A 23,815-nucleotide genomic window follows, 5' to 3' on the forward strand; every position below is an offset into this window, starting at 1 on the left:
AGCGCAGCCGATCGCACGATCTTCCCCTAGCGATCGATCTGCTTGCCGTTTTGTGCATCAGCATCGGTGCACTCCAGCCCGAAGCCCTGTCCTGCACTCGGCAAACCTTGACGGGGCGCGCACGTCGCCCCTCGACTCCCGGCGACCTATACTTCCCTAGCGGATGAGGACGTTCTGAACCCGCTCCGCATCCATAGCGCTGGCCGGCGTAGCAGCGACTTCACTGATCTGGTGCCGAGCGCTTTGCGCACCATTTGCACTGAAATCGTTGTCTCGTTTGAGGCCGCTTGGGCGTGAATTCCGTCGTAACTCGTTGCCATCGATGCTCGAGCGATATGTCGATCCGATCGATGAAACGACGCACCCACGTTGGCGTCCGGGCTGCCTGCCACACTTGGCTTCTCGAGTCGGCCGAACGGAGCTAGAAATAAAGTTCACAATATTTACTTCACAGACTTGACACGCGAACCTGGGCATCGTACTGTTGTTCACACAGGGAAGTTCACATGAAAGGCGGGAAAAGAAATGAACAATCGCGGGATTCATCTCATCGATATTGAGAACCTCGCCGGACACTCTGCGCTGACGCCCGCGTCGGCGCGGTGGGCGGCCGCGGGTTACCGGAAAGAAGCCGAGCTCCACCGCGGAGACCTCGTCATCATTGCGACGAGCCACCGAAACGCCTTCGCCGCCGCCGCAGCGTTTCCCGCGGCCAGGTTGCTCCTTGGCAGCGGCCCGGACGGCGCAGACAAAAAACTACTCGAAGTTATGCGTGAAGAAGCGCTTAATGTTCGATTTGACAGGCTTGTCATTGGGTCGGGCGACGGGATCTTTAGCTTCGAGGCAGCTCGGCTCGCCGCGCACATGCACGTTGCCGCGGTGGGACTCCCAGGACATGTCGCGCCCCGGCTCCGCATGGCCTGCCACGCCACTCGGTACTTTGGTTCACACCACGATAATTTCAGGATGTCCGCATGAGTAGCAACAGCCCTCAGGGTTCATTTACCGACGACGAGCTCGTAACATTGAGCTGGCTTGCAGAGACTGCGCTTGCCCAGCCCTCGACGGTGAGCAACTGGCGGAGGCGCGACCCCAGTTTTCCCGAGCCGGCAGGAGGAACGAGCGCGCGACCTCTGTTCAAGAGGAATGAGTTGCTCGAGTGGGGGCGCCGTACCGATCGCCTTGACCCGTCACGGGTAGTCGCGGACCGTACAACTGCAGAACGGGCTTCGGCGGTACTCAATGCCTTCCGTGGAACGGTGGCTCCCCGAGAGTATCTGGATGCGGCGATCGCCGTATTCGAGAATTTGTACGGGACGGCGAAGCACCCATATGCGGGCGTGTACGGCGCATTGTTCGACAGTCCAGTGGTCGATGAACTCACCGCTGCAGCGCGGCCAATCATCAATGGAGTGGAGCCCTCGGACCTTTTCGAGGCAATTCTTCAACAGGTCGCAGCAAAGGGGCTCGGGCGCGAAGATCACCAGACGCCGGTGTGGCTCGCCGGCTTCATGGCAGTTCAAGTGGCGGCCTCGGCCTCGTCTATCATCGACCCGGCAGCCGGGATAGGAACCTTGTTACTCACGGGCTTGCGTTCGCTGGGGGCCACCTCCGCTACGGCATTCGACATCAACTCGGCCGCACTTCGCATCCTGAGGCTTCGTGCGATGCTCGCGGGAGCCGATGTCACTGTTGAGATGCGAGATATTGTCGGCGACCCGCCTTTCCCGCTTCCGAAGGCGGAGGTAGTGCTCCTCGACCCGCCATTCGGATTGAGGAATCTCGGAAAGGAGCTGCGGGATGACCCACGATTCGCTGCCTTCGCCCACGGTTCCGCCTCCGGTGACGGTCTCTGGGTGCAGATCGCGCTCTCGCATCTCCGTGGGGGAGGCACGGCAGTGGTTCATGTCATCGGGTCCGCTGCTTTCAGCCCACGAGATCGACAATTTCGCGATGAACTCGTATCTTCGGGCGCAATACTGGCCGTCATCGGGCTCGAAGGCGCGCTTGCCCCGCGCAGTACGGTTCGCTCGAATATTTGGGTCCTCGGAACGCCAACAGGAACCCCATCTTCCACGGTTCGATTCGTGGATGCAGGGCGCGTTCGCCCTGAGGAGCTTGTCGGGTTACTTGGAAATGCGCTTGATTTGGACTTGTCTATTCCAGCGGCCGAGTTCGACTGCGCCGACGTCAGTCGACTGGAGCTGCTCCGCGCAGAGTCAGTGCTCAACCCGACGCGTTGGACGGCCACCCAGTACGCGGAGCGCGAGGCGCTGACCGACATACGTCGGGCCAAGATCATGCTCGAAGACATCGAACGAGAAGCGCGCGTGCTGGGCGACACTCGTCTGAACGTCGCGGTGCCTGACTTTGCCGAGCCGCCGATTCGGGCCATTTCTCTGCGAGAACTTCGAGATCGAAAGATGGCTCGACGACTTCGCCAAGTGAGTGATTCGCGACCCGCTGGCGAACTCGCTCACGTCGAGTCGTTGCCCGTGATCACGACTCGAGAACTGCGCGAAGGATTCAACTCTGACGCGGCCGGGCGGGTTCCGAATACAGCCGTTGGCGAGGAACTCCGTTACGGAGACATACTCTACGGAGAGGTCGGCGAGAATTCGCAGATCAAGGTCTGGACGAACAGCGACGCATGGGTGCTCGGCCGAGGTGTAGGTGCTTACCGACTCGACACTGACGAACTTCTTCCCGAGTATGTCGCAGCACTGCTGACGAGCACACAGGCCGGCGCGTTCAACACGGGCACCACAATATCCAGGCGAAACGTGGACCTGGTGCCAATCCCGCTCATTCCCATTGCACAGCAGCGCGAGATCACAGAGACATTGCGGGCGCTCCGCGGGGCGGAAGAGCGAGCAGCCACCCTTGCGGGTCAGCTCGCTACGGTGCAGCGGACGCTCATCGATGTCGCTGCTGCCGGATACCTTTCAATTGCGCACCAGGGGCAATCATGACGCCTCAGACTTCGCGACTCCCCGTCGCCGAAAACCTCTATCTTCAGAACTAGCCCGAAAGGCCCACATTGAGTAACAACCACGCGACCTTCATTTGGTCGATCGCGGACATCCTCCGCGGTAGCTTCAAAGCACACCAGTACGGCGACATCATCCTTCCATTCACTGTGCTGCGGCGACTCGACGCCGTGCTCGCACCTACGAAGAAAGCCGTGTATTTGGCAGTGACCGAAGCGAAGGAGCAGGGGATGCCGGTGCGAGCCGCGCTGCTCAAGAGCAAGGCCGGCCACAGCTACAGCTTCTGGAACGAGTCCCGCTTCGACCTGAACGCGACACTGGGCGATGCCGACAACCTGGCAGACAGCCTTCTCGAGTACATCAACGGCTTCAGTGAGAACGTGCGCGACATCTTCGTGAAGTACAAGATCGACGACCGTATCGCCGAGCTCGAGGAGCACGGTCTCCTCTTCCTCGTGACGCAGGATTTCGCCAAGGTCGACCTCAGCCCGGCCGTTGTGCCGAACGAGGAGATGGGCCACATCTTCGAGGAGCTCATCCGCAAGTTCGCCGAAGCCTCGAACGAGACGGCCGGTGAGCACTTCACCCCGCGTGACGTGATTGAGCTCATGGTCGACCTGCTTCTTGCGCCGGATGCCGAAGCGCTCGCGACCCCGCACATCGCCCGTTCCATCTACGACCCGACGGCGGGAACTGGCGGCATGCTGAGCGTGGCCGAAGACCACATCCGGGCCATGAACCCCACGGCAACCCTCACCCTGGCCGGGCAGGAGATCAACCCGCAGTCCTATGCGATCTGCAAGGCAGACATGACGGTGAAAGGCCAGTCGGTCGACGCGATCGTCTTCGGCGACACGCTGCGCAACGATGGTCACGAGGGCAAGACCTTCAACTACGGCCTCTCGAACCCGCCGTTCGGCGTCGATTGGAGAAAGCAGCAGAAAGACGTCGCCGAGGAGCACGACCGCCGCGGATTTGCGGGGCGCTTCGGGCCGGGCCTGCCGCGCGTCTCGGACGGGTCGATGCTCTTCCTCATGCACCTCGTCTCGAAGATGCGGCCTGCGGATGCGGCGGGCGCCGGTGGACGCGCCGGCATCGTGTTGAACGGCTCGCCGCTCTTCACCGGAGGAGCGGGGTCGGGTGAGTCGAACATCCGCAAATGGATCCTCGACCGTGACCTGCTCGAGGCGATCGTCGCCCTGCCGTCCGACATGTTCTACAACACCGGCATCGCCACCTACGTTTGGATTCTCTCCGCGGCGAAGAGCCCCGAGCGCAAGGGTAAGGTACAGCTCATCGACGGCACGAAGCTGTTCAAGAGGATGAAGAAGGGTCTCGGCTCCAAACGCAACAAGCTGGGCGCCGCCGACATCGCCGAGATCGTTCGCCGCTACGGCGCGTTCGAGAAGTCGAAGACCTCGAAGATCTTCGACCGGGAGGCGTTCTTCTACCGCACCATCACAGTGGAGCGCCCACTCCGCCTGAACTGGGCGCTCACCCCCGAGCGGCTGGCCAGTGCCCGCGACGTGAAGTCACTGGCCAAGATCGACCTCGACTGGAACGCCCTCGCTGATCGAGTAGTGACCGAGCGAGGCGAGGTCGCGTGTCGAGAGTCCGCAACCGACCTGCCGGCATTCACCAAGCAAGTAAAGGCCTTCCTTACTGGCGCCGGCGTTACACTCACTACGGCACAGCTCAAGGCGTTCATCGCCGCACTGAGCGAGCGCGACGACACCGCCCCGGTTGTCACCGACGGCAATGGGAAGCCCGAGGTCGACTCCTCGCTGCGCGATACCGAGAACGTGCCGTGGAACGAAGACATCCACGAGTACTTCGCCCGCGAGGTCGCCCCTTTCGCCACCGACGCGTGGATCAACGAGTCAAAGACGAAGGACGGCTGCGAGATTTCATTCACGCGGCACTTCTACGAGTACGTGCCCCCACGCCCTCTCGAAGACATCGACCGCGACCTCGACGCCGTCCTCGGACGCATTCGCGCTCGCCTCGAGCAGGTGCGCGCGTGAGCCTGAAGCCCTATCCGGGGTACAAGGACAGTGGACTTCAGTGGCTCGATTCAGTCCCAATCGATTGGTCGATCGCCAAACTGAATCAGTTCTTTCAGCTTCAGCATCGCGCGGTACGCAAGGTAGACAACACTGTCACTGCGTTTCGCGACGGACAAGTGACTCTTAGGAGCAATCGGCGGTTGGATGGATTTACCGAAGCCGACAAAGAGATTGGCTATCAAGGGGTGCGTCCGGGCGATCTCGTTATCCACCAGATGGATGCGTTTGCCGGTGCGATTGGTGTCTCGGATTCCGAAGGGAAGTCCACTCCGGTGTACTCGGTCTGCGCTCCAATCGGAGAAGCGTCTTCGTACTACTTCGCGTATCTTCTGAGGCATCTCGCGAGGACTGGGTACATCGAGGCGCTGGCAAGAGGAATCCGCGAACGTTCGACTGACTTTCGATGGGCAACCGCAAAACAACTGGAACTGCCCGGACCACCGCCAGCTATTCAGCAGGCAATCGTGGAATTCCTCGATCGGGAGACTGCGGAGATCGATGCGTTCATCGCGGATCAGGAGGAGCTGATCGCCCTGCTGAATGAACGCCGCGCCGCTACGATCTCCCACGCCGTCACCAGGGGTCTCGACGCATCCGCTCCGATGAAAGACACTGGCGTCGAATGGTGGGGCGAGATACCGGCGGGTTGGAGACTCACTCCATTGAGGTTTGCGGCGAACTTTCAAGAGGGCCCAGGAATTGGCGCGGTGGATTTCCGCGACGAGGGCATCCCGTTGATTCGGGTCAGCGGGGTTCGTGCGCGCTTTGCGTCATTGAACGGCGCAAATCATCTCGAACCCGAAATGGTTCGCGCACGATGGCAGCACTTTCAGATTCGGGAGGGAGACCTGCTCATCAGCGCAAGTGCGAGCATGGGCACTGTTTCAGAAGCCGGCCGTGAAGTAGCCGGGGCCGTTCCGTACACCGGGATCATAAGAATGAATCCGACCCGGCTTCTGACGCGTGATTTCCTACGTTTGTGCCTGCAATCGGCCATGTATGTAAATCAGATTGATCGTCTCAAGACTGGCTCGACAATTCAGCATTATGGACCGCAGCATTTGCGGGAGATGTATCTGCCAGTGCCCCCTCTTGTTGAGCAGAGGGAAATTTCCGACTTAGTCGCATCGGAGGTGGCAAGAATTGACGCGGCGACTGCCGATGCTCACGAAGCAGTCAAATTGTCGCGGGAGCGCCGTGCCGCGCTCATTTCCGCGGCAGTGACGGGCAAGATCGATGTACGCAACCACGGAGGGGTGGAGTAGTGGGCATTCAGCATGAGGGGGCGTTCGAGGACGAGTTCGTTGAGCATCTGGCCGCCAACGGGTGGGAGTACTCGCCCAACGATGACGGATACGACAAGGCGCGGGCACTCTTCCCCGCCGATATTTTTGCTTGGCTCGCCGAGACGCAGGGTGGTGAGCTCGCGAAGATCGTGAAGCCCGAGTCATCCGTTGCCCTACAAGACAAGGCGCGGACACAGCTGCTTGACCGCATCGCGCAGGCCCAAAGCACYGACCCCATGAACGGTGGAGGCACGCTTAACGTGCTGAAAAAGCCGATTGGTCAGGGGAATGCTAGATACTCGCTATTCCAGGCGCGGCCAGCGACCATGCTGAATCCTAAGCTCGGTGAGCGGTACGCCGCCAACAGACTACGCGTGATGCGGCAGGTCGAATACTCGTCGAAGAACGCCAACCGCATCGACCTCGTCCTCTTCGTCAACGGTCTTCCCGCCGCTTCGATCGAGCTCAAGACCGATCTCACCCAGAGTGCACAGGCCGGGCTCAAGCAGTACGCGCACGATCGTGTGCCGACGGGCGAACCGCTGCTCGAGTTCGGGCGCGGTGCGCTCGTGCATTTCGTTGTCTCGAACGAGCTCGTCTACATGACCACCAAGCTCGACGGGGCAAACACTCGTTTCCTGCCCTTCAACCGTGGCAAGGGCAACGGTGCTGGCAACGACCCGATCCATGGCACCAGCCCCACCGCCTTCTTCTGGACCGAAACCCTCGGCCGCGACGCTTGGCTCGACCTGCTCGGTCGCTTTCTTCACTATCGGTTCGACGAGAAGCGCGATCCTATCGACGGCAAGAAGAGCTACGACCGTTCCCTGCGTTTTCCGCGTTATCACCAGTGGAGGGCCGTCACAAAGCTTGAACGTGCCGTCCTCGACGAGGGCGTCGGAAACACCTACCTGATCCAGCACTCGGCTGGCTCGGGCAAGACCGACTCGATCGCATGGACCGCACACAGGCTCGCGTCGCTGCACGGCCCGGATGAGCAGAAAGTGTTTGACGGTGTCATTGTCGTCAGCGATCGCCAGGTTCTCGATGGGCAGCTACAGCGCGCGGTCGAGCAGCTCGAAACCACGCCCGGTGTGTTCCAGCCGATCACCAAGGGTGCCGAAGACTCCAAGTCGAAGCAGCTCGCCGAGGCACTTCTTGCGCGTACGCAGATCATCGGCGTGACCCTCCAGACGTTCCCGCACTCGCTGAGCGTGATCGAGGCGAACGAAGGCCTGCGGGGTCGGCGCTACGCCGTTATCGCTGACGAGGCGCATTCCTCGCAGTCGGGCGAAGCGGCGGCATCGCTCAGGCAGCTGCTGACGGCCGGCAAGGCGGGCGCAACGTCGTTGGCTTCGGTCGGCACAATGTCTTCCGACGCTACGAGTGACATGATCACGGACGAGCTTGCGGAAGCAGCCGACTTCGACACCGAAGACGTACTTGCAGACCTCATGGCGCGCAAGGTTGGCATCGGCACGATCTCGTTCTTTGCATTCACGGCGACGCCGAAAGGAAAGACCGTTGATCTCTTCGGCCGGGCAGATGCGAACGGGGTCAAGCGGGAGTTCGATCTGTACTCGATGAAGCAGGCGATCGAGGAGGGCTTCATCCTGGACGTACTGAAGAACTACCTGTCCTACGACCTGGCGTTCACCATTGCGCAGGCCGGCGAGACGGATGTTGAGGTCGACGTGTCGAAGGCGAACTCGGAGGCGATGCGGTGGGTGCGCCTGCACCCATACAACATTGCCCAGAAGGTCACCGTGATCGTCGAGCACTTCCGTGCAAACGTGCGTAGTGAACTCGGCGGGCGGGCGAAAGCCATGGTCGTTACTGGCTCGCGCAAGGAAGCTGTGCGCTACAAGCTCGCGATCGACAAGTACCTCGTCGATAACAAGCTCCAGGGGCAGCTCGGCGCGCTGGTCGCCTTTTCCGGTGCCGTCGCCGATACGGAGTCGGGCCCAGAAGAATTCACCGAGTCGAACATGAACCCGGGGCTGAAGGGTCGCAGGCTCGAGGACGCTTTCAAAGGTGACGAGTTCCAGGTGATGATCGTCGCGAACAAGTTCCAGACCGGCTTTGACCAGCCCCTGCTCGTAGGCATGTATGTCGATAAGAAGCTTTCCGGTATCACGGCAGTGCAGACGCTTTCGCGGTTGAATCGTGTTATCCCCGGCAAGGAGAACACATACATCATTGACTTCGTCAATGACCCTGCTGAGATTCTCGCGGCCTTCCAGACCTACTATGAGGACGCAGTTCTCCAGACCGAGTCAGATCCGAACGTCATCCACGACATGCTCGGCAAGCTCAGCTCAATCGGTATCGTCGACCCGCATGACATTGACGGTGTCGTCGACGCTTGGCTGAACAAAACCAGCCACAACCAGCTGTACTCGCACGTTGCAACGTCTCGCGACCGCTTTTGGGTGCGCTGGAACGACGCTACGGAGACTGAAGACGAGCTGGAGCTCGGCCGGCTCGAGGAGTTCCGCGGCACTGTGAACGCGTTCGTGCGCGCTTACGATTTCTTCTCGCAGATTCTCGACTACGGCAACACTGACATCGAGAAGTGGGCGATCTTCCTGCGGGTCTACCGCCGCGTGATCGAACGTGAGGAGGCTTTCGCTCCCACGATCAACGCCGACGACATCGTGCTCACCCACTACCGACTACGGAAACTGGAAGCCGCCTCATTCGGACTCACGTCCGGCACACCGGGGGAACTGTCCGGAATCACGGCCGCCGGCTCGGGTACCCCGCACGAGACCAAGTACGGGCTGCTACAGGAGGTCATCGACAAAATCAACACGCTCTTCACCGGCACGGGCATCGACGAGGTCGACGCGGTCAGCGTCACCGAGACGGTCTTCCGTCACATTGTCGAGAACGAGTCGATCCAGGCCGAGGCGATGGCGAACTCCTCGGTCGACTTCAACTCTTCCCCGACAATCTCGGCGGAACTTGAAGAGGCCATCTACGCGTCCGGAATCGGACACAACGCCGGTATCAAGGCATTGCTTCAGATGGGCGACCTCGCGCCGCTCGTGAACGTGCTGATCGCGATGGGGTTGTACGAGAAATCGCGTGTGGTCGCGACTACGGGATCGTGAGGATGGTCCGATCTGACGACGGTTGGCTGTCTCGAGGCGACGGTCGAAATTTGAAGTCGCGGACGCGGCAAATGAGCGCGGCATCGCAGCCCAAGTCTGACCTCAGGTTCGATCATGATCTGCCCGGGGGGTCGAAAAGAGGAACGGAGGGAATCGGCTTCCGCCTCGACCAGACGCGACCGTCGCGGCTCCCGGAATTGCTACGCATTTTCACCGCGATGTCAGCCCCCAACAACCAAGCTCAAGGAGTTTTGCGGTGACTCGTCTGGTGGTCTATCTCATTGGGCTCCTGGTTTCGATAGTTGCGATGGCAAATTCGGACCCAGGCGGTGTGGCCTTCACTTTGTCGAGTGGTCTCGCGATTGGCTTCGCAATACCTTTACTGGACACTCTGATTGTCCATTCTCAATTGCTGAAGATCATTTGTTACTCGGTCAGGACTTGGCGAACCCGCGTCCGTATCTCCGCGTCATACTTGTATCGCATTCACGTTGATGGCGAATACCTGCTCGTAAAGGGGAAGCGGTTCGACCAGTACCAACCAGTCGGGGGTGTCTACAAAGCGCATGTGTCGTCCTCGGGCGATCGCAAAAGCATGAAGATCTTAGGTGATGATCTGTTGCTCCCAGACACCGTGAGTGAGGGTGACTTGCGCGTGCGCATTCCGGGCAAGAACCTGGTTGCGTTCGTTCGGTGGTTTGAGTCAGAACGTGGGCGGGAGACCGACGGCTGGCGTGAGTTCTATGAAGAACTCGTCGCTACTGGCCTTCTTTCCCCGAAGGTCTTCCGATTCATAAAGTACGACCGAATCGAACGAATCTATCGTCCGATGAGATACAGCCCACAGGCGAAGAGCCAAGAACTGTTGATCGCTGACATCTTGGAAATTATCCCAACCTCCGAGCAACTTGAACAACTACGGCAGCTGAAGAAAAGTTCGGATGCTCGGATTCTGTGGGCTACTGAGGACCAAATTCGTCGTTTGGGGGCCGCGAATGGCTCAGTCGCCCAGACCACCCAGATAGCCCAAACAGCTGAGTGGACAATTGATGCCGGTGCTTGAGGGCACCGTGCCTTGCTTCGCTACAGAACTAATTGAACTTTCTAAGGGGAACAACTAGTGAGCCAGTCGAGTGATTTCAAGGCCTTTCTTGCAGACAAGGTCAATTTGAATCAGACCAGATTGAATTTACTCTCTCAGCGCGTGACTGCCATTGAGAATCATCTGACGAGCGATGAAGTGCTGGGTGAACATGTAACGGAGTTGATCCCGCAGGGCTCTTTTGCCCACGGAACCATCATCAAGCCGGTTGGTAGCAAAGAGTTCGACGCAGATGTCCTGGTTCCGATGCACGAGGTCGACGGTTGGGCGGCCAGCGATTACGTCCAGAAATTGTACGAGGCCTTTGGGCGCAGTACTACGTACAAGACAATGCGCTCGCGCAACAAGCGCTGCGTGACGATCGACTACGCGGGTGACTTTCACGTTGACGTAGTCCCGTTTGTGAGCCGGGATGGCTCCACCTTTGTCACTAACAGAAGCACAGGCATGTTCGAAGTTGCCGCCCCGGACGATTTCACGGAATGGCTGGAAGGAAAGAACCGGATCACGAATGGGAACCTGGTCAAGGTTGTCCGGCTTCTAAAATACTTGCGTGATCACAAGACCCGCTACGCAATTCCATCGGTAACGCTGACCGCCGCGCTGGCCTGGCACGTCAGCGAGAACGTGAAGGTCTTCAACCCAGATGCTTACAAAAACGTGGCCAACACGCTGCGAACGCTCTCAGACGCGCTGGTCGTTCAACTTGCCAGCTACCCGAACAGCGCTCCGTTCATCGCAGACCCAGGCACCAGTCGGAATCTCGCTGACCGCTGGCAGGACGACAACTACCGGACCTTCCGGACCAGGTTCACGTCGTATGCCGAAACGATTGGTAAGGCGTGCGACGAGCCCGACGACAGCGAGGCAGCGAAAATCTGGCGCAATCTTTTCGGGGACGATTTTGGCAGGGCTGCTGAGACCGTTGTACTTGCGTCGGCCACTCCTTCGAAGTCGGTGGTGCCGGCATCCGAGCGTTTCCTTGATCGCGATTTCAATCTCCCGGAAGCGCTCGACTCTGCCTACCGTTTTAGGACTGTCGGCTGGGTCGTCGCTCGGAAGGGTTTTCGCGATGGCTCTCTGCCGCAGCGCGGTAACCGGGTGGGGAAGCACCGAAGTTTGAAGTTCAAGATTGAAAACTCAAACATCCCTGAGCCATATGACCTGTACTGGAAGATTCGAAATTATGGCGAGGAAGCCGAGAACGCTGGCTCGCTGCGAGGCGATATCCACAAAGATTCCGGAACGCGCCGGTGGGCTGAGACGACCTTGTACATCGGCCGTCACTATGTCGAAGCGATGATCGTCAAAGGCGGAGTATGCGTCGCGAAAAGTCGCCAGGATGTCATTGTCATCTGATCTCGAGGGCCGGACATACTCAGCCGAGCAGCGGTGACATCTACGCTCAGTCGCCAACCATTACGGCGTATTCGAGGCACCTCTTCGGCGATAGTTGCGGCCCATTTCCGATGGGCTCCCGCAGAGGGACTCGATTCGTTAGTTGAATGCAGCGATTACTCCCGCTGGCCCGCGAACGATCACCTGATCTCCTAGTCGCCGATTTCGCAAGGTTTGACGGCCGCCTTCCGCCTCGTCGTCACTCTATCGACGAACGCATTTCGCATCAGAGCTATCTCCTCAGGCGAGGCATTCCGAGCGACGACCTCCCCGGTCGCGGCGATGAGCTTCACCATCGGCGAGTTGAGGGCTGAAGTCGATGGTGAGGTCGTGGATCCTGTCCCAGGAGTTCCCGTTTACTGGGGTTGGTCATCAGTTCTCCTCACTCTCACTGTTTCTGCCCCTTTCGAGTCACTTCGGTGGGAGCACACGGCTGGACTTCTCCTACCAGCGCCCCAGCACCCGCCCTACGTCGAAGGTGCCGTTCTGGGCGGTCCGATGACTCGATAGGCGGGCCAAGACATTTCCCTCCGCCTTGATGCGCTCGATTGGCATCACATAGGCATCGCGCAACTGTGGGCGTTAGTCGATTGAGGTCGTCGGCTCCGGCGGGCGCCGCACATGTCGTAGGTCATTGATGCACGACCGCAGCTGCATACGTATCAAACAGCGCGGTGATCAGGGGCGGGCCAAGAAGCATCGCCGCTACCGTCACGGCAGCGAGACCGAGCAACTTCCAGAGAGTGCGTCGCACACGCGCGGAGCGAACTTCGAGCTCGAGCGCCTTGAAATGCTCGAGAGCATTCTCGGTCGGAGGCAGAGCCGCCATTGCCCAGGTGCCGGGGTCGTCGAAGACGGCGGCGAGCTCGTGCACCTCGTCGGCACTCATCACGGTGGGGCGCGCCAGCAGCCAGCGCCACAGGCCGCCAGCGGTGAGCACCTTCACGTTCTCGGGCTGCTTCTTGATCGACAGTGACTTGGGGTTTACCAACGCAAGCACCGGCTGCGCGGGCGCAAGCTGCGGCATCCGCTCGGTCAGCATTTTGGAGACCCGCTTTGCTTCGAATTCGGCGTTGCGGATGTATTGCTGCTTCTGCCCAGACACCATCAGCGTGCGCCCRGCGACCCAGACGGCCTTGCCGTTGTGGTGCTTGGTATTGATGGTGAAGATGCCGCCCGGGCCGATGACCAGGTGGTCAATGTCAGCACCCTTCGTGCCAACAGGGAGGGCGTGGAAGACCGCCCAGTCCGGCGGCATCGCGTCCAGGATGGCGCCGACGACAATCTCGCCCTGGGCACCCAGATACCAGCTGGCGCTGTCGTCGCCGAGCGGGGAGTAACCGAAGAAGCGTCCGAATGCGGTGCGCTGCGGCGTCTCACTTTGATGCCGCAGCAGCTCCTCGACCACGGCCTGCGCGGCGAATTGTTGCCGCATGCGTGGTAGTTCGATGGTCATTGGTCCCCCTGTCCCCTGGGTTGAATCTAGTGGGCGGGGCGACACGGGTCGTAGCCCCAGTACGGGCCCCGACCAGCTGCAAACGCCGGCCATGCTCAGCGATCTACGCTACGAGCAACTGCACCTGACCTTGCTCACTGACCACCGGAATCCCGTAGTCGCGCGCCTTGCGTGCCTTTCCCGACAGAGAATCCAGATCGGCAGCCACGACGAGTTTGACCTTCTTGGTCACGGCCGGAGCGACCAAGAATCCGCGCAGTCAACTCGCTGTGCCAGTCGTCGCGCCCACACGACGTCTCCCCGGTCAGCACGATCCGGTCGCCGACTTCAAGGGCGAAACGCGGGATGCCGAGGGCGGCCGCCTCACCGGTGGTGTGCTCGGCGTGGCCACCACTGGCTGTGTGCGTGGCGTGCCTCGACGCGCTCGGCTGTTGGAGGGCATCCGTCAGCGCTCTCGCGGGAGGATCAAGAATTCTGTCGATGGTAGCCGGGTCGGCGATCTCGTCGGCGGTCAGGACCCCATCGGCCAGGCCACCCGTGCCGGCGACTCGAAATACTCGAGGTGCAGGGCGATGCAGGTGTTGCGGTCGAGTCCGAGGTCCTCCGCCAGCCCAACCAGAGCGCTGGTCTCATGTGCCGAAAGTGACCGGTCTAGCAGGCAGCGGTCGAGCAGGGCCAGGTGGTCGAGGTACTCGGTCGGGCCGCCGTACTCGGGCAGCTTGAGCGTGATGCGTTCGATGAAGTCGGCGGTCGTCAGCGTGGGTATTGCCTTAATCGCAACGCCGGCTCCCGCTGCATCCGCGGAAGCTGCTGCAGCGAGCTGCCTAAACACACGCTGGATGATTCACCGCGACCAGTTCCGAAGGGGCAGGAGGGCGCACCCAAGGTCAACGGCGAACCTCTCCCCCACAAGAAATGCCGATCTCCTTGGGGACGCATCGTCAACTCGCGAGAATCGCGACCCGGCCGTTCTCACCTGACGCCCAGCAGCTGCCATCTTCGGCGCATTCGACAGAGTCAAAACCTTCATTCAAGGGCAACCACTGCGCCCCATGATCGTAGCTGATGTCGCTTCCGCCCATCCCGACGGTCACGACGGTGTTTGGCCGGTGAGGGAAGACCGCAACCGCTGAGCGAAATCCGCGCGAAACGGGCCCGCCTGTTGCTTCCCATTTCGTGTTGCCCGATTCTGTCGTCATCATCGTCGTCATGTGAGGTAGACCTGGGTTGAGGTAGTTCCCTCCGACGGCAAAACCACGCCCCTCGCCAGTGAAGGTGAGTCCAAAGATTCCAGCCATCTCCCGTGAACCCATCACGGTCTCAGAAACCGTCCATGTCTGCCCATGATCGGCCGAACCAAAAACCCGGGCACGTTCAGCACCACCGGTCCCGAACCAAGCGGAGTTATTCCGCACCGCAAGGCAGCCGCCGCTCGCGGCGAATGCCCCTTCCCCCGGAAGTGCTTGCGGCATCGAGTCGGCAACCACTTTATGCCAGTTCCGGCCACCGTCAGTTGTTCGAAGGACCAAGAATCGCCCGTCAATCGGGTCTCCAAGGAGCAGCCCATTGTTACGGTCCGAAAACCGCAAACTGTTGAAATAGCTGTCGGGCTCTGTGCCCCGCATAACTTCGAGCCACGTGTTTCCACCATCTTCTGTCCGGTAGATGCGTGAGTCTGCGCCGATCCCGGCCGTCATCGCAAGAGCAGCGTGCGTGTCGAAAGCCGCAATCGCACGGAACTGCAGTTGTTCCGCGCCCTGTGGTGACACATTGTCCCAGTTGCGCCCGCCATCGATCGTACGAAGGATGACGCCGTCGTAACCCGCTAGCCAGACGATCTCCCGGTCAACTACAGCGAGTCCGCGAAAATGCGTGGAGTGCCCAGTGTCGACAAACTCCCATTGATAAGCGGGTGATTGTGTGCGGGTCACGCTAGCTCTCCACCACTCACCACGTCCTCATGGTTATGGACGAGCACCGGCTGCCACACCATATCCTCGGATGTTCCCGGGAGAGGCCCGCAAATACGGTCGAAGTTCGCAGAAACACGGTTCATCGCTCTTACTTTCCTCCGGGAACGGGCTCGCTCAGCACACGCGCCGGCGAGAAAATGTAATCGACTATTCACTATGCTCGTCGCAAGTTCCCCGGGTCGCGGGGTTAGATTAGCGGAAGTTTGTGCCCGTTGTCACGCGGAGTAGTTCGTTGGACCCGGCGGCGTGGTTGCGGAGCCGGTAAGAGCCCGCCCGTCAGCAGCAGCAGATGGCCCAGTTCGGTCACGAGCAGCGTCGGGCCGGCGAAGAACCGCATCATCGTGCCCCACTTGCTGCGGCCGCCATCGTCTACTGGTGGGTCACGACGCATTGGAAGGCCCACTGCCCCGAACGACACGCGCCGATGACCGCCGACTCGCCCGTGCCTCGGGATACGGTCGAAACTTCGTGCCGTTCGCCACCAGGAGTTCCATGCCCCACCCCACCCAGCCCGCTTCCGCTCAGCCTCGCAGCCCTTCGCCTCGCAAATCGCGTGCGCCGCGCAGCGGCTGGATCGTCGGGGCCATCGCCCTCCTCCTGCTCATTATCGGAGTGTCGACGAGCGGATACCCCGGGGTCCTGATGATGGGCGGCCTCATCACCCTTGTGACCGCCGCCTACGTGCTCGTCACCGGGCGGGCATCCTGGGCGCGTCTACCCTCACGCAAGTTCGCCGCCGCAGTGCTCGTCGCCGGCCTTGTTTCGACGGGCATCGGCGGTGCCCTGGCACCGGACACCGACCGTGCCGAGTCCAACGCGCTCGGAGCCTCGACGGCCAGCGGATCCGCGACCCCGGCGCCGGCGCCGACGCCAGCCGCTGGTGCGACTCCGACTCCGTCCAGTCCCCCGGTCGCGACGGCGTCCGCAGCCTCCGCCGCATCTGCCACCGAGTCGTCCGCCGCACTCGCCCAACTCGCCACCCTGCCGGTCAAGGGCAAGGCGCCGAAGACCGGCTACGACCGCGAGGGGATGTTCGGCTCCGCCTGGCTCGACGTCGACCGCAACGGATGCGACACCCGCAACGACATCCTCGCGCGCGACCTCACCGAGATTGCGAAGTCCGGGCGGTGCCGCGTGCTMACCGGGACCCTCACCGATCCTTACACCGGCACCCAGATCATGTTTGTGCGCGGCAACGCCACGTCGACAAAGGTGCAGATCGACCATGTCGTGGCCCTGCAGAATGCCTGGATCACTGGGGCGCAGCAGCTCACGCAGGAGAAGCGCGAAGCTCTCGCCAACGAGCCGCGCAACCTGCTCGCGGTCGACGGTCCGACGAACTCGGCCAAGGGAGCCGGCGATGCGGCGACCTGGTTGCCGCCGTCGAAGTCGTTCCGTTGTGCGTATGTGGCGCGGCAGATTGAGGTCAAGGCCGCGTATGGACTGTGGGTTGCACCGGCCGAGCATGATGCGATGGTGCGGGTGCTGGGTGCGTGCGGTGGGCAGGCTGTGGCTCCGGTACCGGTTGCGGTTCCTGAGCCTGCTCCGGCCGCTCCCGCTCCGGTCGTCGCGCCGGTTCCGGTTCCTGCTCCGGTCGAGCCCGCTCCCGCTCCGGCGCCTGCGCCTGCGCCGGCGCCAGCACCCGCGCCCGCGGACAATGTGCACCCCGGTTCGTTCTGCTCCACTCCCGGCGAGACCGGAGTCGCCGACAACGGCCGCACCTACACCTGCGGCAGCAAGGGTGCCGACGCGAACGGTAAGTACCACTGGAACGCGTAGCGGTCGCAGCCGGCATCCGTTTCAGCTGATCGTCAGTGCGCGCCACTGGGGTGAGGCCGACCATCTCGTTGGTCGAGGGCGAGCGAGCGAAGCGAGCCCGTTTCTCGAGACCTCGTGAGCTGACGTTCAGACGCAACCAGAGTTCAAGGGTCGGCTCGCGAGATCTCGAGACACGTCCGACTTCGTCGGGCGCTCCTCGATCAACGAGATGAGCAGACACCAAACGAGTGCATCTAGGCGACGGCCGCCCTCTGCGCACTCCGCGGCAGGAGTACGGCAGCGAGGATCGCCGTCACCAGATAGACCGCGCCCTGGATCTCCAGTAGCGGCACGGTACCGAGCCCCGACTGCAGCATCCCGGCCGCCAGCATCCCGATCGCCTGCCCAATCGCCATGACGAGGCCCAGCGCCGCGAAGACGCTCCCCCGCTCGCCATCGTCGCTGCCGAGCTGCAGGATGCTGACCAGCCCGGCCCCCATGAACACCCCGGGCGCACCGACGATCGCGAACAGCACGACATAGAGCCAGAGCTCATTCGTGATGAAGGGCAGATTCCAGGTCACCAGCGAAATGAGCGCAAACGCCGCCACGCCCATTACGCTCAGCTGCCGCATGTCGGCCTTCGCCGCGACGAATCCGAGCAGCAAACCGGCCGCGATCGCCCCGACCGCCTGCACGCCCCGCAGCAGCCCGACATCCGCATCCGACCCGCCCAGCGTCTCTGTGACGAAGAAGACGAAGAGCACCACGAAGAGGCCTTGCGCGATCGAGGCGGTGAAGCACACCACGAACGCGCCGCGCAGCCGGGGGTCTCTGAGCACCCGAGTGATGCTGGATTTCTTCTTCGCCGCACCGGATGCCTGCGGCCGGGAACGCGGAAGCGTCGCGACGAGCACGGCCGACGCCAGGTAGCTCACGAAGTCGACGGCGACGACCAGGCCGAGGTCGCCGATGGCGAGCAGCACGCCGCCGAGGGGGCCGCCGACGAGTCGGCCGAGGTTCTGATTGAGTCCGACGAGTGCGTTGGCCGAGACGATGCGATCGGAACCGACCAGATCGGGCAGCAGCGCATTCTTGGCCGGTTCGAAGGCGGCGCTGAACATGGCCTGCAGCACGATGACGAGGTAGACGAGCGGCAGATCGGCCTCGGTGCGCACGAACATCAGCGGGATCAGCGAGAGCGCCTGCCCCACGTTGACGGTGCACATGAGCGCCTTGCGGTCGAACCGGTCGACGAGCCGCGCGACGAACGGGGCGAGCAGGACCGCCGGGACGAGTTCCAGTAGGAACGCAAGCGACGTCGCCAGAGCCGAACCGCTGAGTTGCAGCACGACGAGCGGGAGTGCGATGAAGAGGAGCCAGTCCCCCGCATCCGAGATGAGGCCGGCCGTCCAGAGGCGGCGGAACGGGGCGATCGCGAAGGCGGAGGCGCCGCGGGGCGGGCCGCTGGGCGGGGTCGTCGCGTTGGAGGATGTCGAGCTGGAGGACATCAAGTTCGACGGCCCATCTCCATTACCGGACACAGAGCTTGCTGGGCTGAGACTGCCGGCCGTCGAGCGGTCTGCCGAGGTCCCGTCACCGGGCCATGACAAGCCATCTGACACGGAGCTTCCGCCGACCTTCGAGCCACCCGACAGTGTGTCGCCGTCCGATGCGGAGCCGCCGGAGGCGGGGCCGCCGGAGGCGGGGCCGCCGGAGGTGGGGCCGACGGAGGTGGGGCCGCCGCCTGCCGCTGCATCCGTCATGGCCGGCTGAACTGCGGTCGTGGGAACGCCGTCAGCGACAGGTGCGCGTGGCCGGCGTCGTCCGGGGCGTCGGTGCGGGTCGCGGCCAGGAACGGTCGGATCACCGCGTCGATCTGCTCGACGATGGTGCGGAGCTCGTCGGGCGTCACCTGGAGTCCGTAGGTCGCGTGCGCCTCGACGTCGCGCCACGCCTCGGGCACGGTCGCCCGCGTTCTCACGTGCTCGCGAGCCAGCTGGTAGTCGAGCTGCAGGGATGCCTCGAGCATGGCGTCCAGGCCGGGCTGTTCGCCGGAACCCTCGGGAAACTCATTGGTGAACCCGGTGATCGTCGCGCGCCACGGCCTCGTGCGGCCGTCGGTCGACTCTTCGGCCGCGACGAGTCCATGACTCGCGAGCACGCGGAGGTGGTAGCTGCAATTCGAGGGAGTGTCGCCGACGGCCCGGGCGCATTCCGAGGCGGTCGCCGCCCCGACCGACATCAGGTAGCCGAGCACGTCGAGCCGCACCGGATGCGCGAGGGCATCGAGCACCGCTGGGTCGGTGAGGTTCGGGCGGTGCTCGGGTGTGGGCTGCTGGGGTGTGGGCTGCTCGTTCATGCGTCACTCCTCGCGATCTGAAAGCGTCTTTCAGACTGTAGCCAGGGTCGGGGAGATCTGCAAGAGTCTTTCAGATATTGCGATGGTCTGGCGACGGATGCTGCGCGACCGCACTGCAGGACGCGTCGGGTGTCCGCGAAAACCGCAAGTGTCAGCGAATGCCGCACGATTTGTGCGGCCTACGGTGACAACCTGCCAGAACTTGCGGTTCTTCGCGACAGGCAGCTTTGCAAGACCGATGGTTCGGGTGGCTCAGACGGGAAAGGTCGCGGGGCAAGGTCGCGGGGTCTCGGCAGGGTCCACCACCGTGGTGGCGGCCTTTTTCTCGCTGGTTGAGGAGCGCCCGACGGAGTCGGACGCGTCTCGAAACCACGCGAGCCAATCCTTGAACTCGGGTTACGTCCGGAGGCCGGCTCGCGGGGTTTCGAGACGATCGCTGGCGCTCACTCCTAAACCAACGGGAAGGTCGACCGGTCTCGATGGGCGCGCCTAGAACCAGCTACTCAACCACGGCGTCACGGGCGAGTGGAACGCGGCGTCCACCGCATCCGCCGAACCCGCACGCAGCTCAGTGATCCGGCCGGCCCGCACGAGCGTGCGCGCCGAGACGCCTCCGAGATACAGCGCGCCGAGCTCGTTCACGCTCAGCGCGAGCGACGCCGCGTCAGCCGGAGCCGAACCGTCGAGCGGCGACACCGTGGCCGTTCCCGAGTCGTCGATCGAGACGAGCACGCGGCCGTGGGCGAACCCGAGCGGATCCGAAATGTCGAGCGCGATACGGCCGGGTGCGGCGTAGCGACGGGCTTCGAGCGCCGCGGTGACGTCGAGGATGCGCGCCCAGAGGTGGTCCCGGCGGCGCACGGCACGCACGGCCCGCGGATCGCTGACCTGCCAGACGAGCGGCTCATCGACCGTGCGCAACGGCGCCGACACCGTCGCCACCAGCGGCAACTCGAGCAGGTAGCGCCAGAGTCCTGCGTAGGCGTCATCCGTCACCGTGCGCAGGTGCTCCACCGTCGCCGTATGCGACGAAAAGTCGGCGGGATCACCTTTGAGCCGGTAGAGCGCGAAGCCCTGGGGCTGCCCGTCCGCGTCGTGGTAGATCACCGCGCGCAGGTTTTTGGACTCGCCCTTCTCGTCACCGAGCAACCCGATCAGCCGCCCCCACAGGTGGTCGTCGAGTTCGATCTCGCCGGGCACGGCGCGCCGGGCCCGCTCGGCGACGTCTCGACCGACCTCGTTCAGCTGCTCCAATGAAATGAATTGCACGCGACCGGATGCGGCGGGTCCCGTCCACGAGGCACGGCGCGTGTCGATCTCGAGGTCGGCCGTCATCGTGGTCGGGGAGAAGCCGAAGCGCGAGTAGATCGTGGCCTCCGACACCGTGAGGATCGCCAGCGGAACGCCGAGGCTGTCGGCGGTGCGCAGCTCGGCCTCGAGGAGCGCTCGCGCGATGCCACGGCGCTGGTGGGTGGGCGCGACGGTGACCGAGCTGATCGCCCAGCCCGAAACGCTCGTGTCGCCGGGCAGCGTCAGCGGGGTCGGCCAGGAACTGACGGTGGCGACGGGGGTGGCGGCATCCGTCGTGCTGTCGTCCCAGACGGCGGTCGTGCGACGGTAGGCGATGCGCTGCCGTTGTTCGTCGATGTACTTCTCGGCCAGCGCGCCGGCGTGGAACCCACGCATCTCCGCCTGCACCCAGGCCGCGAAGGCGTCCCGGTCGGAGGTGTCGACAAGGCCGAGCCGAAGCCCGCCGGCGTCGAGTCGTGCGAAGGAGTCGGCATCGATGGGCGCGTCTGCGAAGCTCATGCTCTCAGGCTAGCTTGCCCCGCTCAGCCAGACCCGCGAGACTGGGCGTCAGGGGCGGCGCCTCAGATGCCTCCCCAGAATGAGAGTGCACCATATGGCCGAGCCGTCCCGCGAACGAGTTGGCGTCTACATCGACTTCGACAACATCGTCATCTCCCGTTACAGCCAGTTGCACGGGCGGACCGCGTGGGCGAAAGACCGCGTGCGCCAACACGACGCGTCGAACGCGAATGCCGACCCGCAGGTCACGGCCCGCATCAAAGCCGCGACGATCGATCTCGGAGCGATCCTCGAGTACGCCTCCTCGTTTGGCTCGATCGTGATCAGCCGGGCCTACGCCGACTGGTCCGCGGCGGTGAACGCGGACTACCAGCAGCAACTCATCGACCGCGCGGTGGATCTGGTGCAGCTCTTCCCGACGGTCAGATCCTTGAAAAATGGGGCGGACATCCGTCTGGCCGTCGACGTGGTCGAAGACGTCTTCCGTCTCGACGACCTCACCCACATTGTGATCGTGGCCGGGGATTCCGACTACATTCCGCTCGCTCAGCGTTGCAAACGGCTCGGCCGCTATGTCGTCGGCATCGGCGTCTCCGGCGCGACGAGCAGTTCGCTGGCCGCGGCCTGCGATGAGTTCGCCGACTACGACACCATGCCGGGCATCAACATGAGCAGTGCAAGCGCCGGCCTGGTCAGCGGCAGCAGCCCGACCCGCAGCCGTTCGGTGCACGAAGTCGCGTTCGTCGCGCCCGTGCCCGTGACCGGCTCGGCCCCGATCACCAACACGGATGCCGCGGCGCCGGAACCGGCGAAGTCACGCGCCGCGTCGCGCTCGGCTGACAAAGACGTCGACAACGACCCGGACAACGGTGCGGGCAAAGACGCTTCCCAAGCCGAGGAGGAGCGCGCCACCCCGAAGGTGCGCAAAGCCGCGACCGCGCTGCTGCTGCGGGCGATGGAACTGCTGGCGAAGAACGACCTCGAATGGCAGCACGCGTCGGCGGTCAAGAATCAGATGCGCCGGATGGACCCGTCATTCCAGGAACAGGCGCTGGGATACCGCCAGTTCTCCGACTTTTTGAAGTCGCGCCACAACGTCGTCGAGCTGGAGCAGGAGACGCCGGCGAGTCCGATCATGTTGAGGTTGCGGGCGTAGCTCGCCGGCGGTCGAGGAGCGAGCGCTAGCGAGCGTCTCGAGACCTCGCGAGCCGACGTCTCAACGCACCCACCTCGTTGGTCGAGCCTGTCGAGACCACCGCCGGCCGATCCTCAGACTCGACCCAGGTTCAGAGATCGGCTCGGCTCGCGTGGTTTCGAGACGCGGCCTCCTCCGTCGGCTGCTCCTCAACCAACGACGTGGTCGAGGAGCTGCCGCGGCATGACCGCGAGGGCCTAGTCGTCGGAAACGAGAATGTCGACGGTGATGTTTCCACGCGTCGCGTTGGAGTAGGGGCAGACTTCGTGAGCCCGGTCGGCGAGCGATGCCGCAACATCCATCGGCACGTCGGGCAGAACGACCTCGAGCGTCACGGCGAGGCCGAAGCCGCCTTCGATCTGGCCGAAGTGAACCTGTGCGCCGACGCTGGAGCCGTCGATCGACACCTTTCGCTCACGCGCGGCCATCTGCAGCGCGCTGTGGAAGCAGGCCGCATATCCCGCCGCGAAGAGCTGCTCGGGGTTCGACCCGAGGCCGGATCCGCCCATCGCCTGAGGAACGGCAAGCTCGAGGTCGATGCGGTTGTCGGTCGTGGTGACGTGGCCGTTGCGGCCGCCGCCGGTCGCCAGAGCTTCTGCGGTGTACAGCGTGTTCATCGTGCTTCTTTCTTGTTGTTTGTCGGTTCGGAGCGAGCCGTTCCGACGAGGCAGATCTTGTTGAGGAGACGTCGCAGTTCGACGGCCTCCGCGTTTTCGAGTCCGAGGCGAGAGAAGAGTTCGGCCGGTACGGTCAGGGCCCTGCCTCGAAGCGCGGCACCTTCCTCGGTCAGTGCGATTCTGACGACGCGCTCGTCGTCGAGACTGCGCTGACGTGCCACGAGGCCTGAGGCTTCCAGGCGCTTCAGCAGGGGCGACAGGGTTCCGCTGTCGAGTCGGAGCCGACCGCCCAGCCAGGACACCGTGACGTCGTCCTGTTCCCAGAGCGCGAGCATGACCAGGTACTGCGGATACGTCAGCCCGAGCGGCTCGAGCAGGTCGCGGTAGACGCCGGTGACGGTCTTGCTGCCCGAATAGAGGGCGAAGCAGACCTGAGCATCCAGGGCCAGTGGGTTCACGGTCGACATCCAATTACGGTAACACGCAATTGAGTTGTGCACAATTTACTTTCGTGACAGGAACCGCCTGCGCCGCTGGGTACCGAATTCAGGAACGCACCCGGCGTGTCGCATCCGCTGCCGCGTGATTCAGCGGGCACGGATCACGCGACACACCTCCACTCCTAATTTCGGTACCGTGCGGGGCCGAGGGGCAGCTGACGGATGCGGCCGGTTGCGCCACGAGGTC

General features: G+C 62.9%; 18 protein-coding genes. 9 read left to right on the forward strand and 9 right to left on the reverse strand.

Annotated features, from left to right (window positions below; genetic code table 11):
* The first annotated feature begins 525 nt into the window (after positions 1-525).
* From AB4Y63_RS05465 to AB4Y63_RS05495, 7 genes are all read left to right on the forward strand, one after another.
* Positions 526-978: a hypothetical protein gene (locus AB4Y63_RS05465; protein ID WP_441790030.1), complete on the forward strand. Its 453-nt coding sequence runs from the start codon at positions 526-528 to the stop codon at positions 976-978.
* Positions 975-2,972 (forward strand): N-6 DNA methylase, encoded by a 1,998-nt coding sequence (locus AB4Y63_RS05470; RefSeq protein ID WP_441790031.1) that lies wholly within the window; start codon positions 975-977, stop codon positions 2,970-2,972. The genes AB4Y63_RS05465 and AB4Y63_RS05470 overlap by 4 nt, the downstream gene beginning before the upstream one ends.
* Positions 2,973-3,040: 68 nt before the next feature.
* On the forward strand, positions 3,041-5,014 hold the full coding sequence (locus AB4Y63_RS05475; RefSeq protein WP_441790032.1) for a type I restriction-modification system subunit M: 1,974 nt from the start codon (positions 3,041-3,043) through the stop codon (positions 5,012-5,014).
* Positions 5,011-6,321 (forward strand): restriction endonuclease subunit S, encoded by a 1,311-nt coding sequence (locus tag AB4Y63_RS05480; RefSeq protein WP_441790033.1) that lies wholly within the window; start codon positions 5,011-5,013, stop codon positions 6,319-6,321. The genes AB4Y63_RS05475 and AB4Y63_RS05480 overlap by 4 nt, the downstream gene beginning before the upstream one ends.
* Positions 6,321-9,458 (forward strand): type I restriction endonuclease subunit R, encoded by a 3,138-nt coding sequence (locus AB4Y63_RS05485; RefSeq protein ID WP_441790034.1) that lies wholly within the window; start codon positions 6,321-6,323, stop codon positions 9,456-9,458. The genes AB4Y63_RS05480 and AB4Y63_RS05485 overlap by 1 nt, the downstream gene beginning before the upstream one ends.
* Before the next feature lie 256 nt (positions 9,459-9,714).
* The gene (locus AB4Y63_RS05490; protein ID WP_441790035.1) at positions 9,715-10,521 is read left to right on the forward strand and encodes a hypothetical protein; all 807 of its coding nucleotides are present in this window, start codon (positions 9,715-9,717) and stop codon (positions 10,519-10,521) included.
* 57 nt (positions 10,522-10,578) lie between these two features.
* Entirely contained in the window at positions 10,579-11,919 is a 1,341-nt protein-coding gene (locus AB4Y63_RS05495; protein ID WP_441790036.1) for an SMODS domain-containing nucleotidyltransferase, read from the forward strand.
* Positions 11,920-12,589: 670 nt separating this feature from the next.
* Here AB4Y63_RS05495 and AB4Y63_RS05500 read toward each other — a convergent pair.
* From AB4Y63_RS05500 to AB4Y63_RS05515, 4 genes are all read right to left on the reverse strand, one after another.
* Positions 12,590-13,414, reverse strand: a complete 825-nt coding sequence (locus AB4Y63_RS05500; protein ID WP_441790037.1) for a nuclease-related domain-containing protein — start codon at positions 13,412-13,414, stop codon at positions 12,590-12,592.
* Positions 13,415-13,517: 103 nt separating this feature from the next.
* Positions 13,518-13,646: a hypothetical protein gene (locus AB4Y63_RS05505; RefSeq protein ID WP_441790038.1), complete on the reverse strand. Its 129-nt coding sequence runs from the start codon at positions 13,644-13,646 to the stop codon at positions 13,518-13,520.
* Positions 13,647-13,925: 279 nt separating this feature from the next.
* Positions 13,926-14,246, reverse strand: a complete 321-nt coding sequence (locus tag AB4Y63_RS05510; RefSeq protein ID WP_441790039.1) for a hypothetical protein — start codon at positions 14,244-14,246, stop codon at positions 13,926-13,928.
* Positions 14,247-14,355: 109 nt separating this feature from the next.
* Positions 14,356-15,345 carry a WD40/YVTN/BNR-like repeat-containing protein gene (locus AB4Y63_RS05515; RefSeq protein WP_441790040.1) on the reverse strand — a complete coding sequence of 330 codons (990 nt, stop codon included), beginning with the start codon at positions 15,343-15,345 and terminating at the stop codon, positions 14,356-14,358.
* Between the two features lie 534 nt (positions 15,346-15,879).
* Between AB4Y63_RS05515 and AB4Y63_RS05520 the strand changes: the two genes are divergently transcribed.
* Entirely contained in the window at positions 15,880-17,166 is a 1,287-nt protein-coding gene (locus AB4Y63_RS05520) for an HNH endonuclease family protein (protein ID WP_441790041.1), read from the forward strand.
* Between the two features lie 233 nt (positions 17,167-17,399).
* On the opposite strand, the gene AB4Y63_RS05525 is transcribed toward AB4Y63_RS05520, so the two are convergent.
* From AB4Y63_RS05525 to AB4Y63_RS05535, 3 genes are all read right to left on the reverse strand, one after another.
* Positions 17,400-18,911: an MFS transporter gene (locus tag AB4Y63_RS05525; protein WP_441790042.1), complete on the reverse strand. Its 1,512-nt coding sequence runs from the start codon at positions 18,909-18,911 to the stop codon at positions 17,400-17,402.
* Complete coding sequence (locus AB4Y63_RS05530) at positions 18,908-19,507, reverse strand: ArsR/SmtB family transcription factor (protein WP_441790043.1); 600 nt, start codon at positions 19,505-19,507, stop codon at positions 18,908-18,910. The genes AB4Y63_RS05525 and AB4Y63_RS05530 overlap by 4 nt, the downstream gene beginning before the upstream one ends.
* Before the next feature lie 489 nt (positions 19,508-19,996).
* A complete protein-coding gene (locus AB4Y63_RS05535; protein WP_441790044.1) occupies positions 19,997-21,316 on the reverse strand; it encodes a GNAT family N-acetyltransferase in 1,320 nt (439 codons plus the stop codon).
* Between the two features lie 94 nt (positions 21,317-21,410).
* Between AB4Y63_RS05535 and AB4Y63_RS05540 the strand changes: the two genes are divergently transcribed.
* On the forward strand, positions 21,411-22,472 hold the full coding sequence (locus AB4Y63_RS05540) for an NYN domain-containing protein (RefSeq protein ID WP_441790045.1): 1,062 nt from the start codon (positions 21,411-21,413) through the stop codon (positions 22,470-22,472).
* A 236-nt stretch (positions 22,473-22,708) separates the two neighbouring features.
* On the opposite strand, the gene AB4Y63_RS05545 is transcribed toward AB4Y63_RS05540, so the two are convergent.
* Positions 22,709-23,128 carry an organic hydroperoxide resistance protein gene (locus tag AB4Y63_RS05545; protein WP_441790046.1) on the reverse strand — a complete coding sequence of 140 codons (420 nt, stop codon included), beginning with the start codon at positions 23,126-23,128 and terminating at the stop codon, positions 22,709-22,711.
* The gene (locus AB4Y63_RS05550) at positions 23,125-23,595 is read right to left on the reverse strand and encodes a MarR family winged helix-turn-helix transcriptional regulator (RefSeq protein WP_441790047.1); all 471 of its coding nucleotides are present in this window, start codon (positions 23,593-23,595) and stop codon (positions 23,125-23,127) included. Before AB4Y63_RS05550 ends, AB4Y63_RS05545 begins: the two co-directional genes overlap by 4 nt.
* Positions 23,596-23,815 lie beyond the last annotated feature (220 nt).

This window comes from Leifsonia sp. YAF41, from assembly GCF_052113185.1.
Lineage (GTDB): Bacteria > Actinomycetota > Actinomycetes > Actinomycetales > Microbacteriaceae > Cryobacterium.

Bases quoted from the DNA above. Each gene is read 5' to 3' on its own strand.
- AB4Y63_RS05465 (WP_441790030.1), top strand. From the start codon at position 526: ATGAACAATCGCGGGATTCATCTCATCGATATTGAGAACCTCGCCGGA.
- AB4Y63_RS05470 (WP_441790031.1), top strand. From the start codon at position 975: ATGAGTAGCAACAGCCCTCAGGGTTCATTTACCGACGACGAGCTCGTA.
- AB4Y63_RS05525 (WP_441790042.1), bottom strand. From the start codon at position 18,911: ATGACGGATGCAGCGGCAGGCGGCGGCCCCACCTCCGTCGGCCCCACC.
- AB4Y63_RS05530 (WP_441790043.1), bottom strand. From the start codon at position 19,507: ATGAACGAGCAGCCCACACCCCAGCAGCCCACACCCGAGCACCGCCCG.
- AB4Y63_RS05535 (WP_441790044.1), bottom strand. From the start codon at position 21,316: ATGAGCTTCGCAGACGCGCCCATCGATGCCGACTCCTTCGCACGACTC.
- AB4Y63_RS05540 (WP_441790045.1), top strand. From the start codon at position 21,411: ATGGCCGAGCCGTCCCGCGAACGAGTTGGCGTCTACATCGACTTCGAC.
- AB4Y63_RS05545 (WP_441790046.1), bottom strand. From the start codon at position 23,128: ATGAACACGCTGTACACCGCAGAAGCTCTGGCGACCGGCGGCGGCCGC.
- AB4Y63_RS05550 (WP_441790047.1), bottom strand. From the start codon at position 23,595: ATGTCGACCGTGAACCCACTGGCCCTGGATGCTCAGGTCTGCTTCGCC.